The 16,277-nt window shown below is 74.9% G+C and carries 14 protein-coding genes; 6 read left to right on the forward strand and 8 right to left on the reverse strand.

What is annotated here, in order from left to right; all coding sequences use genetic code 11:
- From ACIP60_RS00005 to ACIP60_RS00025, 5 genes are all read right to left on the reverse strand, one after another.
- Window positions 1-188: ATP-binding cassette domain-containing protein (locus tag ACIP60_RS00005; RefSeq protein ID WP_400678519.1), on the reverse strand; the 188-nt coding region annotated here is incomplete at its 3' end.
- Window positions 189-296: 108 nt separating this feature from the next.
- Entirely contained in the window at window positions 297-1,349 is a 1,053-nt protein-coding gene (locus tag ACIP60_RS00010; protein WP_400678520.1) for a substrate-binding domain-containing protein, read from the reverse strand.
- Window positions 1,350-1,440: 91 nt separating this feature from the next.
- On the reverse strand, window positions 1,441-2,196 hold the full coding sequence (locus ACIP60_RS00015) for an SDR family NAD(P)-dependent oxidoreductase (RefSeq protein WP_400678521.1): 756 nt from the start codon (window positions 2,194-2,196) through the stop codon (window positions 1,441-1,443).
- On the reverse strand, window positions 2,193-3,182 hold the full coding sequence (locus tag ACIP60_RS00020) for a dihydrodipicolinate synthase family protein (protein ID WP_400678522.1): 990 nt from the start codon (window positions 3,180-3,182) through the stop codon (window positions 2,193-2,195). The genes ACIP60_RS00015 and ACIP60_RS00020 overlap by 4 nt, the downstream gene beginning before the upstream one ends.
- On the reverse strand, window positions 3,182-4,903 hold the full coding sequence (locus ACIP60_RS00025) for an IlvD/Edd family dehydratase (RefSeq protein WP_400678523.1): 1,722 nt from the start codon (window positions 4,901-4,903) through the stop codon (window positions 3,182-3,184). Before ACIP60_RS00025 ends, ACIP60_RS00020 begins: the two co-directional genes overlap by 1 nt.
- 264 nt (window positions 4,904-5,167) lie before the next feature.
- Between ACIP60_RS00025 and ACIP60_RS00030 the strand changes: the two genes are divergently transcribed.
- The 6 genes from ACIP60_RS00030 (at window position 5,168) to ACIP60_RS00055 (ending at window position 12,695) form a co-directional block, all read left to right on the forward strand.
- The gene (locus ACIP60_RS00030; protein ID WP_400678524.1) at window positions 5,168-5,866 is read left to right on the forward strand and encodes a FadR/GntR family transcriptional regulator; all 699 of its coding nucleotides are present in this window, start codon (window positions 5,168-5,170) and stop codon (window positions 5,864-5,866) included.
- Window positions 5,867-6,189: 323 nt separating this feature from the next.
- Entirely contained in the window at window positions 6,190-6,813 is a 624-nt protein-coding gene (locus ACIP60_RS00035; protein WP_400678526.1) for a bifunctional 4-hydroxy-2-oxoglutarate aldolase/2-dehydro-3-deoxy-phosphogluconate aldolase, read from the forward strand.
- Window positions 6,814-6,854: 41 nt separating this feature from the next.
- Entirely contained in the window at window positions 6,855-7,775 is a 921-nt protein-coding gene (locus tag ACIP60_RS00040; RefSeq protein WP_400679888.1) for a sugar kinase, read from the forward strand.
- A gap of 15 nt (window positions 7,776-7,790) precedes the next feature.
- The gene (locus tag ACIP60_RS00045) at window positions 7,791-8,663 is read left to right on the forward strand and encodes an SMP-30/gluconolactonase/LRE family protein (protein ID WP_400678528.1); all 873 of its coding nucleotides are present in this window, start codon (window positions 7,791-7,793) and stop codon (window positions 8,661-8,663) included.
- A gap of 309 nt (window positions 8,664-8,972) precedes the next feature.
- Window positions 8,973-11,432: a glycoside hydrolase family 2 TIM barrel-domain containing protein gene (locus ACIP60_RS00050; protein ID WP_400678529.1), complete on the forward strand. Its 2,460-nt coding sequence runs from the start codon at window positions 8,973-8,975 to the stop codon at window positions 11,430-11,432.
- A 714-nt stretch (window positions 11,433-12,146) separates the two neighbouring features.
- Entirely contained in the window at window positions 12,147-12,695 is a 549-nt protein-coding gene (locus tag ACIP60_RS00055; protein ID WP_400678531.1) for a hypothetical protein, read from the forward strand.
- A 120-nt stretch (window positions 12,696-12,815) separates the two neighbouring features.
- On the opposite strand, the gene ACIP60_RS00060 is transcribed toward ACIP60_RS00055, so the two are convergent.
- Genes ACIP60_RS00060 through ACIP60_RS00070 form a run of 3 tightly spaced genes read right to left on the reverse strand, consistent with a single transcriptional unit; the run spans window position 12,816 to window position 16,145 of the window.
- Window positions 12,816-14,099: a glycerate kinase gene (locus ACIP60_RS00060; RefSeq protein ID WP_400678532.1), complete on the reverse strand. Its 1,284-nt coding sequence runs from the start codon at window positions 14,097-14,099 to the stop codon at window positions 12,816-12,818.
- A 34-nt stretch (window positions 14,100-14,133) separates the two neighbouring features.
- Window positions 14,134-14,997: a sugar phosphate isomerase/epimerase family protein gene (locus ACIP60_RS00065; RefSeq protein ID WP_400678534.1), complete on the reverse strand. Its 864-nt coding sequence runs from the start codon at window positions 14,995-14,997 to the stop codon at window positions 14,134-14,136.
- Window positions 14,994-16,145, reverse strand: coding sequence for a dihydrodipicolinate synthase family protein (locus ACIP60_RS00070; RefSeq protein WP_400678535.1), 1,152 nt, complete (start codon window positions 16,143-16,145; stop codon window positions 14,994-14,996). The genes ACIP60_RS00065 and ACIP60_RS00070 overlap by 4 nt, the downstream gene beginning before the upstream one ends.
- Window positions 16,146-16,277: the final 132 nt, after the last annotated feature.

A 16,277-nucleotide genomic window follows, 5' to 3' on the forward strand; every position in this document is an offset into this window, starting at 1 on the left:
TTCAACAGGGTCGACTTCCCGGCCCCGTTCTCCCCCATCAACGCGGTCACCCGACCGGCCGGGAAATCCAGGGTGACACCGGCAAGAGCCTGCACGGCATCGAAGCGTTTGACGAGGTTCTCGACGCCTGCGCCGCTGCCGGGGCTGCCGGTGGCGGGGGAGGGCGGCCTCTCGGCGGGTGTGGTCATGGCGGGCCTCGCTGGAGAGTCTGGGCGGTGGGGCGGGGGGAGAAGGGGTGCCGGTGCGGCCCGCGAAGGGGTGGACACGGGGCCGCACCGGCGGTCACGCGGGGAGCGTCAGCTGCAGGAGGCGCCGGCGCTCTTCCAGGTGGTGGCGTCGACCATGGTGGTGGGGGCGAACGCCTCGGCGGGGAAGTCCTTGCCGTTCTTGAGCTTGTCGTACATGGTCTGCACGGCCAGCGCGCCCACGTCCTTGCCGTTGATGAACAGCGCCGCCTTCATCCCGGTCGGCGCGGCGCTCTGCCAGTCCTTGCACGCCAGGTAGGCGCCCAGGCCCACACCGATCACGTCGTCGGCCTTGAAACCGGCGTTGGCCAGCGCGGTCACACCGCCCTGCACGTTCTCGTCGTTGCAGCCCCACACGATCCAGTGCTTGACCCCCGCGTTGGCGGTCACCGTCGCGGCGATCTTGTCCTGCGCACCGGTGGGCGTGTTGTCGGTGGCCACGTCGATCTTCTGCACCTGCGCGCCCGCGGCCGCCGCGAACGCCGCGTCGGCCGCGCCGACCCGGTCGCCGCACACGGTGACGTCCTGCTTCCACGCCGAGACGATCCGGGTGTCGGCCGCGCTCCAGCCCGCCTTCTTGAACTCCTCCGCGGCCCGCTTGCCCACCTCCCCGCCCATCTGCTGGCCCGAGAACCCGATCCGCGCGATCAGCCCCGCCTTGTCACACGAGGACGGGTCCGGGCCGGTCGCGCAGATCTGGTCGTCCGAGGTCAGCAGCGCCACCTTCGCGTCCTTCGCGGTCTGCACCACCTGCGGGCCCACCGCCGGGTCCGGCACCACGATGATCAGACCGTTGCTCTTCTGCGCGATGGCCGACTGCACCTCGCTGATCGTCTTGTTCGCGTCGTTGCCCAGGTTGACGACCTTCAGGTCGATCCCCAACTCCGCGGCCTTCGCCTTCGCACCGTCCGCCTCACCGATGAAGTACTCCTGATCACCCTGCTTCTGCAGGTACGTCAACGAGATCTTCCCGTCGACCGGGGCCACGCTGCCGGCGGAGGAGGTGGACTCCTTGCCGGTGGAGCAGCCGGTCAGCGCGAGGGAGGCGACCAGGGCGGCGGCGCCGAGGGCGGCGGCTCTCCGAGTGGTGGGGGTGAGGGACATGTTCGGCTCCAGGAGGGGTGGGGGTGCTGAGTGGAAGGGCGGTACGGGGGAAAGGTGGTCGGGGGCCCGGGCGGCGGCGGTGGCGCGGCGCTCAGGCGAAGCGGGCGGAGACGCCGCCGTCGACGGGCCAGTCCGCGCCGGTGACGAACCCGGAGAGGTCGGAGAGCAGGAAGGCCACCACGGCGGCGATGTCCCCGGGGGTGCCGAGGCGGCCGAGGATGTGCTTGTCCAGCGCTTCCCGGCGGACCTGCGGGGGGTTCTGGGCGAAGTACTCGGCGAGCAGGTCGGTCTCGATGTAGCCGGGGCTGACCGCGTTCACCCGCACGCCCCGGGGTCCGACCTCCAGGGCCAGGCTGCGGGTCAGGCCGACCAGGCCGGACTTGGCCGCCGCGTACGGGAACATGCCGGGGCAGGTCAGCGAGGCGTGCATGGAGGCGATGTTGACGATCGAGCCGCTGCCGCGGTCGAGCAGGTCGGGCAGGACGGCGCGGGCCACCAGCCAGGCGCCCTTGAGGTCGACGCCGAACACCTCCTCCCACTGGTCGACCGTCATGGCGACCGGGTCGGCGTAGGAGTTGCGGCCGGCGTTGTTGACCAGGCCGGTGGCGGGGCCGAGCCGCTCGCGCAGGGCCGCGACGGCGGTCGCGACCCGCGCCTCGTCGGTGATGTCGCAGGCGGCCGCGGCGGTGGCCGGGCCGAGCCGGTCGGCGAGCCGGGCGGCGCCGTCGCCGTCGATGTCCAGCAGGCCGACCCGGGCCCCGGCGCCCACCAGGGTGGTCGCGATGGCGGCGCCGATGCCCCGGGCGGCGCCGGTGACGAGGACGGTGTGGCCGGAGAGGTCGATCATGTGGTGCTTCCGTTCCGGACGGGGTGCAGGAACTCCTCGAACTCGGCGAGGAACCGGTCGACGCCGGCGGTCTCCTGCGGGTCCAGGGCGCGCGCGGGGCGGCGGCAGTACGGGCTGTCGATCAGACCGCGGCGGAACGAGACCAGCTTCTCGACCGCGATGATCAGCTCGACCTCCTGCATCCAGTACGCGAGGTAGGGGGTGAGCCGGGCGTGCAGCCGCAGGGCGTCGTCGTGCGCCCCATCGTGCCAGAGCTCCCATATCCGCTGGTAGACCTCGGTGAAGGAACAGCCCGGCTGCACCCCGGTGATGCCGCGGCGCAGGCCGTCGGCCAGTTGCAGGCCGGCGTAGCCGACGAAGGCGCGCAGGGCGGGGGTGCCGCCGGCCAGGTCTTCGGCGAGGCGGCCGGGCAGCGCGGTCTCGATCTTCACCGCGACCAGGTTGGGGTGCTCGTCGGCCAGGCGGCGCAGCCCGTCCGCGGTGAACGAGGAGCCGGTCTGGGCGGGCGCGTACTGGAGGATCACCGGGACGGGGGCGACGGCGGCCAGCACCGCGGTGACGTGCCGGTGGACCTCGGCGGCCGACGGCCCGAGGAAGTGCGGCGGCAGCAGGTTGACCGCGTCCGCGCCCGCCCCGACGGCCTCGGTGGCGCGCCGGACGGCCAGCCGGGTGGCGTGGTCGGGGATCGAGACCACGGCGGCCACGTCGGGCCGGGCGCCGGTCAGGTCGAGCAGCCGGTGGGTGAGCAGTTCCCGTTCGGCGTCGGAGAGTTTGTGGAACTCGCTGGCGAAGCCGGGGAACATGACGGCGCTGACGCCGGTGTCCAGGACGTGGCGCACCACCCGGTCGAAGCCCTCGAGGTCGAGGTCGCCGTCGTCGGTGAACGGCACTTCGAGCACCGGCATGACGCCGCGCAGCAGGCTCGCGGCCCCGGGCCGGTCGGTGGAGGCCGGGCCGGTCGCGTCGGTCGGGTCGGTCGCGCTCATCAGAAGGGGGCCTTTCCGGGCTGGTCGCCGCTGCGGCCGACCAGGAAGTCCAGGTCGACGCCCTGGTCGGCCTGCAGGACGCGCTCGACGTACAGCCGGGTCCAGCCGCGCTCGCCCTGGGCGGGGCGGGGCGGGGGCGTCCAGGCGGTGCGGCGGGCGAGCAGTTCGCCCGGGTCGACGTCCAGGTGCAGGGTGCGGGCGGCGACGTCGAGTTCGACGGTGTCGCCGGTGCGGACCAGGGCGAGCGGGCCGCCGACGGCGGCCTCGGGCGCCACGTGCAGCACGACGGTGCCGTAGGCGGTGCCGCTCATCCGGGCGTCGGAGATCCGCACCATGTCGGTGACGCCCTGGGCGAGCAGCTTGGCGGGCAGCGGCAGGTTGCCGAGTTCGGGCATGCCCGGGTAGCCGCGCGGGCCGAGGTTGCGCACCACCAGGACGGTGTCGGCGTCGACCGCCAGCTCCGGGTCGTCGGCGGCGCGCAGGTACTCCTCGATGCCGTCGAAGACCAGGGCCGGGCCCCGGTGGTGGAGCAGCGCGGGGGAGGCGGCGGACTGCTTGAGGACGGCGCCGCCGGGGGCCAGGTTGCCGCGCAGCACGGCGGTGCCGTTGTCGGCGCTCTGCACCGGGTTGTCCAGGGGCCGGATCACCTCGCGGTCCCAGACCCGGTGCCCGGCGAGGTTCTCGCCCAGGGTGCGGCCGGTGACGGTGGGCGCGCCGAGGTCCAGCAGGTCGCCGAGCTCGGCCATCAGGGCGGGCAGGCCGCCGGCGTAGGCGAAGTCCTCCATCAGGAAGCGGCCGCTGGGCATCAGGTCGGCCAGCAGCGGGACGCGGCGGCCGATCTCGTCGATGTCGTCCAGGGCCAGCGGGACGCCGACCCGGCCGGCGATGGCGAGCAGGTGCAGGACGGCGTTGGTGGAGCCGCCGATGGCCGCGTTGACGACCACGGCGTTGGTGAACGCCTCCCGGGTGAGCAGGTCGGAGGGGCGCAGTCCCTCGCGGGCCAGCTCGACGGCGCGGGCGCCGGACTGCTCGGCGAGCTGGGCGCGGCGGGCGTCGGCGGCGGGCAGCGCGGCGGCGGCGGGCAGCGACAGGCCGAGCGCCTCGGTGACGCAGCCCATGGTGGAGGCCGTCCCCATCGTCATGCAGTGGCCGGCCGAGCGGGCCAGGCAGCCCTCGAACTCGTCGAAGTCGTCCTGGGTGATGCGCTTGGCCCGCAGGTCCTCGCTCATCTTCCAGATGTCGGTGCCCGAGCCGACCGTCCTGCCGCGGAAGCGCCCGGTGAGCATGGGGCCGCCGGACAGCGCGATGGCGGGCAGGTCGACGCTGGCCGCGCCCATCAGCTGGGCGGGGAGGGTCTTGTCGCAGCCGCCGAGCAGGACGACCGCGTCCAGCGGGTTGGCCCGGATCGTCTCCTCGACGTCCATGCTCATCAGGTTGCGGAACATCATCGACGTGGGCCGCATCAGCGGTTCGCCGATCGACATGGTCGGGAACTCCAGGGCCAGCCCGCCGGCGGCGGTGATCCCGCGCCGGACCGACTCCGCGAGGGTGCGCAGGTGGGCGTTGCACGGGGTCAGTTCCGACCAGCTGTTGCAGATGCCCACGACGGGCTTGCCGCGCAGCTGGTCGCGGGTCAGGCCGAGCTGGCGCATGTGGTGGCGGGCGATGAAGCCCGCCTTGCCGGGGTCGTCCCACCAGGTGGAACTGCGCAGGGGGCTCATGGCTGACCGCCCTGGCGGGATGCTGCGGCGTGCTGTCGGCGCATCGGTGCGCGCCTCCTCAGAAAGTGCTCGGGGTCCGGACCGCGGAAGGGGGCCGGCGGACGGCGGGGCCGGCACCCGGGGCGGGTGCGGCGGTGGGCCGCCGGGGGATGTGGATCGATCGTGATACCTAGCAGCTAAGCTGTCAATGCTTCTCTTCATAACTTCTTAGCAGCTAGGCTCGGGCCCCGCTCCGGCGCGTTCGAACGAAAGGGGAATGGCCTCATGACCATCGCGAGGGAGACCCTGAGCGACCTCGTCGTCCGGGAGATCATCGGGGAGATCGCCCAGCGGCGGCTGCGGGAGGGGGACGAGATCCCCTCCGAGGGCGAGCTCTCCGAGCGGCACGAGGTGAACCGGCTGGTGGTCCGGGAGGCGATCCGGATCCTGGTGGCCCGCGGCGTGCTGGCCTCCAGCCAGGGCAGGCGGGCCAGGGTCGCGGTCCCCAGCCCGGCGGTGCTCGGGCAGATCCTGGAGTTCCGGCTCAACCAGAACTCCATGGACGTGCGCGACCTGCTGGACACCCGCCGGGTGATCGAGGGCGAGCTCGCCCGGCGCGCCGCGATCCGGATCGCCGCCGGGCAGGGCTCCGCCGCCGGGGCCGCGCGGGCCCTGGAGGTGATGCGCGAGTCGGCCGCGGACAGCGAGGCGTTCGTCGCCGCCGACCTGGCCTTCCACCAGGCGGTGGCCGAACTGGCTTCCTCCGAGGTCTTCTCGTTCATCCTGGCGGCCATGAACGGCGCCCTGCTGGAGGCCCGGCGCGCCAGCTACCGCGGCCGGCAGCGGCGCGGCAGCGGCCAGGGCGACACGGTCGAGGCCCACCGGCTCATCCTGGACGCCATCACCTCGGGCGACGCCGAACGGGCCTCGGCGGCCATGACCGGCCACCTGGAGGAGACCAGCCGCGACCTCGGCCTGCTGTGAGCGCCGCCGACTGCGCGCCCGGCCGACCGTGCGCCCTGTCGTCGCGGGGCAGGCCCCTTGGCAACTAGGCTGCTAAGCAGCTATAAGTAGGGGGTCGGGCCCACCGGTGCACCCCAGCGCACCGGCGGGCCCGGCATCCAGGCCCGGCCTCCCGTGCCCCGTCCGCACCGCGACCGGCCCGCACCGCGACCGGCCCGCACCGGTCCGCCGCGCCCGCGACCGCCCGGCCAGTCCGCGACCGCCCGGCCCGCCCCCGGCCACCCTCCGGCCGCACCCGCCGCCCGGCCCCGGCCGCCACCGCGCCACCACCCAAGGGACCCGCCATGCTCACCGACCTGCCGTACCGGACGATCGCCATCGTGCGCGGGAAGGACCGCGACGCCGCGCTGCGCACGGTGCTCACCCTCGCCGAGGAGGGCATCACCGCCGCCGAGGTGTCGTTCACCACCCCCGACGCCCCCTGGGTGATCGACCGAGCCCGCCGCGAACTCGGCCCCGACGCCCTGCTCGGCGCGGGCACCGTGCTGACCGCCACCGCCGCCGCCCGCGCCGCCGACGCCGGGGCGAACTTCCTGGTCACCCCCGGCCTGGGCACCGACCTGCGCCGCGCCGCGCCCTTCGCGCTGCCCCTCCTCGCCGGGGCCCTCACCCCGGGCGAGGTGATGGACGCCGTCGAGCACGGCGCCACCGCCGTCAAGCTCTTCCCCGCCTCGTTCGGCGGCCCCGACTACCTCGCCGCCCTGCGCGCCCCCTTCCCGGACGTCCCGTTCGTCCCGGTGGGCGGCGTCGACGCGGGCGCCGCCCGGGCCTACCTGGCCGCCGGGGCGGTCGCCGTCGGCGTCGGCTCCCCGCTGATCGGCGACGCCGCCGACACCGGCGACCTCGGCCCGCTGCGGGCCCGGATCGCCGCCTGGCGCACCGCGCTCGCCGAGGAGGCCGCCGCGTGAGCGCCGCCACCGCGCCCGAGGTCGTCACCGTCGGGGAGGCGATGGCCGCGCTGCGGGCCACCGGCCCGATCAAGCTCGGCCCCGCGATGGAGCTGTCCGTGGCCGGTGCGGAGTCCAACGTCGCCATCGGCCTGGCCCGGCTCGGCCACCGGGCCGCCTGGGTCGGCGCGGTGGGCGACGACGCGTTCGGCGCACTGGTCCTGCGCACCCTGCGGGCCGAGGGCGTCGACACCACCCACGCCCGCACCGACCGGGAGGGGCGGCCCACCGGCCTGCTGGTCCGCGAGAACGGCATCGGCGACCTGGCCCGGGTCGGCTACTACCGGGCGGGCTCCGCCGGGTCCGCGCTCCGGCACCACGACGTCCTGCCCGCGCTGGACCCCGCCGTGCGGATCCTGCACCTGACCGGCATCACCCCGGCGCTGAGCGGGACCGCCGCCGAGGCGGTCCTGGCCGCCGCCGAACGGGCCCGCACGCTCGGCATCCTGGTCTGCCTGGACGTCAACTACCGGGCCCGGCTGTGGAGTCCGGACCGGGCCGGGAAGGTCCTGCGGCCCCTGGCCCGGTTCGCCGACATCCTGGTCGCCTCCGCCGACGAACTGCACCTGGTCTGCGACCGGCCCGGCCTCGACGAGGACGACGCGGTCGCCGAACTGCTCGCCCAGGGCCGCCGCGAGGTGGTCCTCACCCGCGGCGCGGACGGCGCCGGCGTCACCACCGCCGACGGCACCGTCACCGCCGCGGCCCGCCGGGTGCCGGTCGCGGACGTGATCGGCGCCGGCGACGCCTTCGTGGCCGGGTACCTCTCCGCCACCCTCGACGGGCTCGACCCGGCGGCCCGCCTGCACCGGGCCACCGCCACCGGCGCCTTCGCCGTCGCCACCCGCGGCGACTGGGAGGGCCTGCCCGTCCGCGACGACCTCGACCTGCTGGACCGGCCCGCCGGCACCACCCTGCGCTGAACCCGGAGACCGCCCATGGCACCGGAACCCACCCCCCGCACCGTCCACGCCCCCGGCGACCACGAGCTCGCCGAAGGCGCCCGCTGGGTCGACGGGCGGCTGGTCTTCGTCGACATCCCGACCGGACGGCTGCTCGAACTCCCGCCCGCCACCCCGCACACCCCCCGGGAACTGCTGCGCCTGGACGTCCCGCTCGGGGCGGTCGCGCCGCTCGCCGACCGCCCCGGCCACTGGATCGCCGCCGCCGGGACGGGCATCGCCCTGCTCACCCCGCACGGGCTGGTGCGCTGGCTGGCCCGGCCCGAGGACGGACGCCCGTTCCCGGTCCGGATGAACGACGGCGTCTGCGACCCGGCCGGCCGCTTCTGGGCGGGCAGCATGTCCGAAGGCGGTGCCGTCCCCGGCGCGGGCTCGCTCTACCGCACCGACCCGGACGGCTCGGTGCACCGCGTGCTGAGCGGGCTGACCGTCGCCAACGGCCCGGCCTTCAACGCCGACGCCACCGTGCTCTACCTCGCCGACAGCGCCCTCGGCACGATCCACCGCCTCACCCTCGACCCGGACGGGGAGCCCACCGGCACCGAGGAGTTCACCCGACTCGCCGCCGGCGCGCCCGACGGCATGACCGTCGACACCGAAGGCTGCCTGTGGGTGGCCGTCTGGGACGGGGCGGCCGTCCACCGCTACCACCCCGACGGCGCCCTGCTCGACGTCCTGCGCCTGCCCACCCCCCGGCCCACCTCGGTCTGCCTGCGCCCCGAGGGCGGCCTGCTGCTGGTCACCACCGCCCGCCAGGGCCTGAGCGGCGACGTCGGCCCCGCCGGGTCGGTGCTCGCCGTCCCCGTGGACGCGGCGGCACCCCCCGCCGCCGCCTTCCGCCTGCACTGACGCCTGCGCTGACGCCTGTCCCGACGCCTGCGCCGACCACCCCCGCACCCCGGGGGAGCTCCACCGCCGACCGCCGCGCCGCACGACCTGCCGCGGCGGTCGTCGGCATGCCCGCACGCGTTCCGACCAGGGCGGCAGTCGGCGGCGGGAGCCGGCGGTCCGGCAGCGGGCGGGAGGCGGGAAACGGCGGCGGGCGGGTGGCGGGTTGGCGGAAATCCGCCGGAAACATCTGCTGCGCGGGGTATTGCCGCCGGGGCCCGCGTCCCCTTATATCTGCTTAGAAGCTTAGCTGCTAAGAAAGGCACGCCGGTGACGCCACCCCGCCACACCGCCCCCACCCCGTCCGACTCCACCGGTGGCGGCTTCTCGCGCCGCGCCGCGCTGAAGGGCCTCGCCGCCGCCGGACTGCTCACCGCCGTCGGGACCGGCGGCCTGTTCCTTGCCGCCCCCGCCGGCGCGGCCACCGCCACCCCCGAGATCCCGCCGCTGCCCGACACCGTCTCCGGGGTCGCCACCCCCCGGCTGCCGATCACCTCGGGCTGGCGCTACACCACCACCCCGCCCGCCTCGTTCTGGACCACGGGCACCGACACCTCGTCCTGGGCGCAGGTCACCGTCCCCGGCGAGCCCGCCCTACAGAGCCAGGACGTCAAGTCCGGCACCGAGTGCGCCTACTCCGTCCAGGTCACCGTCCCCGCCGACTACGCCGGACGCCGCGTCCTGCTGCGCTTCGACGGCGTCTACAACTACGCCCGGCTGTGGGTCAACGGCACCCTGGTGCGCACCCACGACGGCGGCTTCACCACCTGGTACGCCGACATCACCTCGCTGGTCACCCCCGGCCAGCAGGCCACCGTCACCCTCGGCGTCACCGACAGGCCCACCAGCATCGCCGGGCAGTCCGACTACGCGCACCACGTCATCGGCGGCATCCTGCGCGACGTGACGCTGGTGGCGCTGCCCGCCGCCTACCTCACCCGGCTGCACGCCGACACCACGTTCGACTCCTCCTACACCAACGCCACCCTCACCGTCACCGCCGCCGCCGCGCTGCTGCCGGCCGGCACCAGCGGCACCGTCGCCCTGACCCTGACCGACCCCGACGGCCAGCAGGTCGCGCTCTCCCCGGCCACCCTCACGGTCAGCGCCACCGCGCCGCAGACCTCGGTGGCGATCCCGGTCACCGCCCCGCGCAAGTGGGACGCCGAGCACCCCGACCTCTACACCCTCAAGGCCACCTTCCAGGCCCAGGGGCAGACCCAGACCGTCACCCGGCAGATCGGCTTCCGGCAGGTCAAGGTCCAGGGCAACCAGCTGCTCGTCAACGGCAAGCCGGTGCACCTGCTGGGCGTCTGCCACCACAGCATCACCGAGACCCTGGGCCGCTCCACCACCCCCGCCCAGGAGGAGCAGGCCGCCCGCCTCTACAAGGAGGCGAACTGCAACTTCATCCGCACCTCGCACTACCCGCCGACCCCCGCCCTGCTGGAGTGGGCCGACAGGCTGGGCCTGTACGTCGAGGTCGAGGCGCCGGTCTGCTTCCAGTACAACACCGTCGACGACGCCAACTACACCGAGCAGTACATGACGCAGTACGCCGAGATGCTGGAGCGCGACCGCAGCCACGCCTGCGTGGTGGAGTGGTCGGTCGGCAACGAGAGCGGGATGGGCACCAACTTCGCCCAGGAGAACACCTACTCGCACCAGACCGACCCGTCCCGGCCCACCGTCTTCGAGGACGTCAGCCAGAAGAACGGCGGCACCCAGACCGACGTCTACAGCGGCCACTACCCGACCCTGACCAACTCCAACGGCAACGCCAACCAGCCCGTCCAGTACGGCGAGTTCTCCCACGTGCCGTGCTACAACACCGGCACCCTGCAGGTCGACCCCGGCGCCCGGGACTTCTGGGGCCACAGCATCGCCAAGCACGCCGAGAAGTTCCGCACCACCAGCGGCGTGGTCGGCGGCGCGATCTGGGCGGCCATCGACGAGGTCTTCCACCTCGACTCCGGGCCGATCGGCTACGGCGAGTGGGGCGTCATCGACCTGTGGCGCCGCCGCAAGCCGGAGTTCTGGCTGACCAAGAAGGCGTTCTCGCCGGTGCGGATCGCCGACGGCGTGCTGACCGGGCTCACCCCCGGCGGGGCGATCCCGGTGCCGGTCACCAACTGGTACGACCACACCGACCTCTCCGAACTGACCATCACCTGGAAGATCGGCAGCCGGTCCGGCACCCTCACCGGCGTCGGCGTCCCCGCCCGGCAGAGCGGCACGCTCACCGTCCCGGCCGGCGCCTGGTCCGCGGGCGACGCGCTGCGGCTGACCTTCTCGCGCTCCGGCGCCCTGGTCGACGACTACAGCCTGTGGCTCAACACCCGCACCACGCCCAGCTTCCCCGCCCCCGGCGGCACCACCCCCACCGTCCAGGACGCCGCCGGGCGGATCACCGTCACCGGCGTCGACACCCCCTTCACCGTCGTCTTCGACAAGGCCACCGCCCGCCTCGTCCAGGCCACCGCGGGCAGCGCCACCGTCCTCACCGGCGGCCCCGACCTGGTCATCTCCCGCACCTCCCCCGGCCAGTGGACCGGCAGCTCGGCCGCCGTCACCACCACCGGCGGCCAGGCGGTGGTCACCCTCACCGGCCAGTTCGGCTCGATCAACACCACCGTCAAGATCGCCATCGACGGCCGCGGCCTGCTCACCACCACCTACACCATCGCCAACCCGCCCGCCGGCTCGCCCAGCGACGTCGGCATCCGCTAAACCCTCGCCGAGGGCACCGACACCCTGAACTGGCAGCGCGACGCCCAGTGGACGGTCTACCCCGACGACCACATCGGCCGGGCCGCCGGCACCGCCACCAGGACCCGGGCCTCCGGCACCGACGGCTACCGCACCGCACCGACCTGGCCCTGGTCCCAGGACACCCACAGCTACTTCCTGTTCGGCAAGGACAGCGCCGCCCACTGGACCAACGACTTCCGCAGCACCAAGGCGAACGTCCGCCTCGCCAAGGCCACCGCCGGAGCCTCCGGCCCCGGCGCCCAGGTCGAGTCCGACGGCAGCGACTCGGTCCGCCTGGAACCCGCCGCCCCGGCCGTCATCGACGACTCCTCGTCCCAGATCGTCTACACCGGCGCCTGGACCCACGCCGACCCGTCGAGCAGCTACACCGGCGGCGACCTCTTCTCCACCGAGTCCTTCAGCAGCGCCACCGGCGCCAACGCCCAGCTCACCTTCACCGGCACCGGCGTCGGCCTCTACTCCGCCCGCGCCAACAACCTCGGCATCGTCAAGATCTCCATCGACGGCACCCAGGTCGCCACCGTCGACCTCTACGGCCCCGGCAAGATCCCCGCCCAGCTGGTCTTCCGCAGCGCCGACCTCCCCTACGGGCAGCACACCGTCAAGGTCGAGTGCACCGGCACCAAGAACACCGCCTCCAGCGGCACCTACGCCCTGATCGACGCCTTCAAGGTGGTCAGCTCGATCATCGACGACGCCTCCGGCCAGGTCACCTACACCGGCACCTGGACCCACGGCGACGCCACCCAGTCCTGGACCTCCGGCGACCTGGCCCGCACCGAGTCCTTCAGCCGGACGAACGGCGACACCGCCACCACCACCTTCCGCGGCACCGGCATCCGGGTGATCGCCCCCAAGAGCTCCAACCAGGGCATCGCCGAGATCTCCGTCGACGGCGGCACCCCCACCCAGGTCGACCTGTACGCCGCCGGCAAGCAGTTCGCCCAGACCGTCTTCGAGAAGACCGGCCTCACCAACGGCCTCCACACGGTGAAGATCAAGGTCACCGGCACCAAGAACGCCTCGTCCTCCGACACCTACGTCGTGCTCGACGCCTTCGAGGTCATCACCCCCGACCCCTACGCCGCCCTGCCCGGCGTCAACCTCGTCATCAGCTCCAAGCTCAACTACCCCGACCTCGCCTGGGGCAACTACACCGACCCGGCGATCACCCTGCCCGCCAACTACAGCGCCACCGCGAAGCTGCGGCTGCTCGGCTGACGGGCCGACCGGCCGTTCGCCGACCCGTGACACCGGCCGGGGCCGCTTCCCGCGAGGGGGAGCGGCCCCGGCTGCTTTCGGTGCGGGGAGGGCGCAGCGGGTGCCGTGCGGGCGCGTCGGTCAGGAGTCGACCGACGGGCCGACCGGCGTGCCGACCGACGGGCCGGCTGGTGTGCCGACCGACGGGCCGGCTGGTGTGCAGACCGACGGGCCGGAGGACGGGCCGGCCGGTGTGCCGCAGCGGGCCGCCAGGACGGCGCCGGCCCGGTACAGCCAGTGCGCCGGCTCCCGGCAGGCGGCGGCGGACGAACCCGCCAGGGCGGAGAGCGTCAGCACCTCCGGGGCGTCCGCCGCACCCGCCACCACCACCGAGGGGACCCCGGCCGCCGAGGCCAGCCGCACCACCTCGCCGACCGCCTTCCCCTGCAGGCTGGTCGCGTCGAACCGGCCCTCCCCGGTGATCACCAGGTCGGCCGAGGCCACCGCCGCGGGCAGCCCCAGCAACCGCGCCACCGCCGCCGCACCGGGCTCGACCACCGCGCCCCAGCCGGCCGCCAGGCCGTACCCGGTGCCACCGGCCGCCCCCGCGCCCGGCGCGGCCGGGTCGCCGCCCAGCAGCTCGGCCAGCCGCGCCAACCGCCGCTCCAACAGGGCGACCTCGGGCTCACCGGCCCCCTTCTGCGGGCCGTACACGGCCGCCGCGCCGCGCCCGCCCAGCAGCGGGTTGGTCACGTCGGTCAGCAGCACCACCCCGCCGGGCGGCGCCGTCCGCAGCGCGGAGCGGTCGAGCACCCGGGCCGCCTCCAGGGCCCGGTCGAGACCGGCCGGACCGTCGTCCAGCACCCGGCCCGCGCCGTCCCGCAGCCGCGCGCCGAGCGCGGCCAGCAGCCCGTAGCCGCCGTCGGTCGACGCCGACCCGCCGAGGCCGATCACCAGCCGCCGGGCACCGGCGTCCAGGGCGGCCGCGACGGTCTCCCCGGTGCCCCGGGTGGTGGCCGTCAGCGGGCGCAACCGGCCGCCCAGCAGCGGCAGTCCACTGGCCACCGCGAGCTCCACCACCGCCGTCCCGTCCGGCAGCAGGGCGAACCGCCCCCGCACCGGCCGGCCGTCCGGCCCGCTCACGTGCGGCACCTCGACCAGCCGCACGCCCGCGCCCGCGCCCGCGCCCGGGGCCGCTTCCGCGTCGGTGTCGGTGCTCGTGCCGGTGCTCGTGCCGGTACTCGTGCTCGTGCCGGTGCTCGCCGAGACGACCGCCGCGAGGGTGCCCTCGCCCCCGTCCGCCATCGGCAGGCAGCGCAGCTCGTCCCACCCGCGCACCGAACGCCACCCGGCGGTCAGCGCACCGGCCGCGTCCGCCGCGTCGATCGTCCCCTTGAACGAGTCCGGTGCCACCACGACCCGCATCAGCCCGCCTCCGCCCTGCCCGCGCCCATCGCCGTCAGCACCGGACGACGTGCGTCCGGTGGCGCTCCCGCACCGTCGCCAGGGTCTGCGCGCCAGGAGTGTTCCACACCGCCTCGTTGAACAGCTCGACCTCGATCCAGCCGGTGTAGCCGGCCTCCGCGACCCGGTCGGTCAGCCACCCGAAGTCGATGTGACCGTCGCCGACGTGCCCCCGGCCCAGCAGCGCGTCCGCCGGCAGCGGCAGCGTCCAGTCGCACACCTGGTAGGCGGCGATCCGGCCGCCCGCCCCGGCGCGGGCCAGCTGCCGCGCCAACTCCGGGTCCCACCACACGTGGTAGCTGTCCACCACGACGCCCACCCGGTCCGCCGGGTGCGCCTCGGCGAGGTCGAGGGCCTGGCCGAGGGTGGAGACGACGGCGCGGTCCGCGCAGAACATGGGGTGCAGCGGCTCGATCGCCAGCCGGACGCCGAAGTCCCCCGCGTGCGGGGCCAGTTCACCGATCAGGTCGGCGACCTGGCGGCGGGCGCCCACCAGGTCCCGGCTGCCGGGCGGCAGGCCGCCCACCACCAGCACCAGGGTGTCGGTGCCGAGCTCGGCGGCCTCCTCGATCGCCGCCAGGTTGTCCGCCAGCGCCGCGCGCCGCGCCGCCTCGTCACCCGCCGTCAGGAAACCGCCCCGGCACAGGCTGCTCACCGCCAGGCCCGCGTCCCGGCACAGCCGGGCCGCCCGGGCCACGCCGGTCTCCGCGACCTTGTCCCGCCACAGTCCGATCGCCGGGACGCCCGCCGCCACGCACCCGCGCACCGCCTCCTCCAGCGTCCACCCCTTGGTGGTGATCTGGTTCAGCGACAGCCGCTCGCAGCCCTCGGCCGCCCCCGGCGCCCGCCCCGCGCTCACGCCCGCACCCCCGCCAGCGCCAGGAACTCCCGCATCCGGCCCGCGGCCAGCTCCGGATCGCCCAACACCCCTGCGGCGTCCGCGAGTCGGAACAGCTCCACCAGGTGGCTGACCGACCGCCCGCTCTGCGCGCCCGCGACCATCGTGAAGTGCTCCTGGTACCCGCACAGCCAGGCCAGGAACACGATGCCCGTCTTGTAGTGGAACGTCGGCGCCGCGAACAGGTGCCGCGCCAGCGGCACGGTCGGTGCGAACAGCGCGTCGTAGCGCGCCGGGTCACCGGCGTCCAGCGCGTGCAGCGCGGCCGCGGCGACCTGCGCGATCGGGTCGAAGACGCCCAGCAGTGCGTGGCTGTGGCCGAGTTCGTCGCCCTTGACCAACTCCGGGTAGTGGAAGTCGTCGCCCGTGTACAGCCGCACCCCGGACGGCAGTTCGCGCCGCAGCGCGACCTCCCGGTCCGCGTCCAGCAGCGACACCTTGATGCCGTCGATCCGCCCCGGGTGGCTGCGGATCAGCTCCAGCACCGTCGCCGCCGCCGCGTCCAGGTCGTCCGCGCCCCAGTAGCCGGCCAGCGCCGGGTCGAACATCTCGCCCAACCAGTGCAGCACCACCGGCCGCTGCGACTGCTCGACCAGCCGCCCGTACACCTCCAGGTAGTCCTCCGGCCCGCGCGCCGACGCCGCCAGCGCCCGGCTCGCCATCAGGATCGGCTGCGCCCCGGCCTCCTCCACCACCGCCAACTGCTCCTCGTACGCGGCCAGTACCGCCGTCAACGGGACGTCGGTGCCAGTCAGTTGGTCGGTGCCCGCGCCGCAGGCCAGCCGCCCGCCGACCGAGCGGGCCGCCGCGCCCGAGCGGCGGATCAGCTCCCGGGTCGCCGCCCAGTCCAGGCCCATGCCGCGCTGCGCGGTGTCCATCGCGTCGGCCACCCCCAGGCCCAGCGACCACAGCCGGTGGCGGAACGCGAGCGTGGCCTCCCAGTCCACGGCCGCCGGCGCGCCCGGCGCGTTGCCGCCGAACGGGTCGGCCACCACGTGGGCGGCGGCGAACGCCACCCGGGAGACGGCCGGCTCCGACGGGACGCCGTCCAGCGGCTGCGGGTCGCGCAGGCGGTACCGGCCGGTACCGGGCAGATCGAGATGCGTCATGGGTCAGACCTCGCTGGTCGGGCGGTCCCGCGCGGGCGGGACCGGGGTGGGGTGGGAGCGGGGGCGGGGTGGGAACGGCTTGAGCGGCGGGATCGCGGGGATCGCCGGGAGCGCTGGGAGCGGCGGGGCCGG

The sequence above is a fragment of the Kitasatospora sp. NPDC088783 genome (assembly GCF_044750705.1).
Taxonomy (GTDB): Bacteria; Actinomycetota; Actinomycetes; order Streptomycetales; family Streptomycetaceae; genus Kitasatospora; species Kitasatospora fiedleri.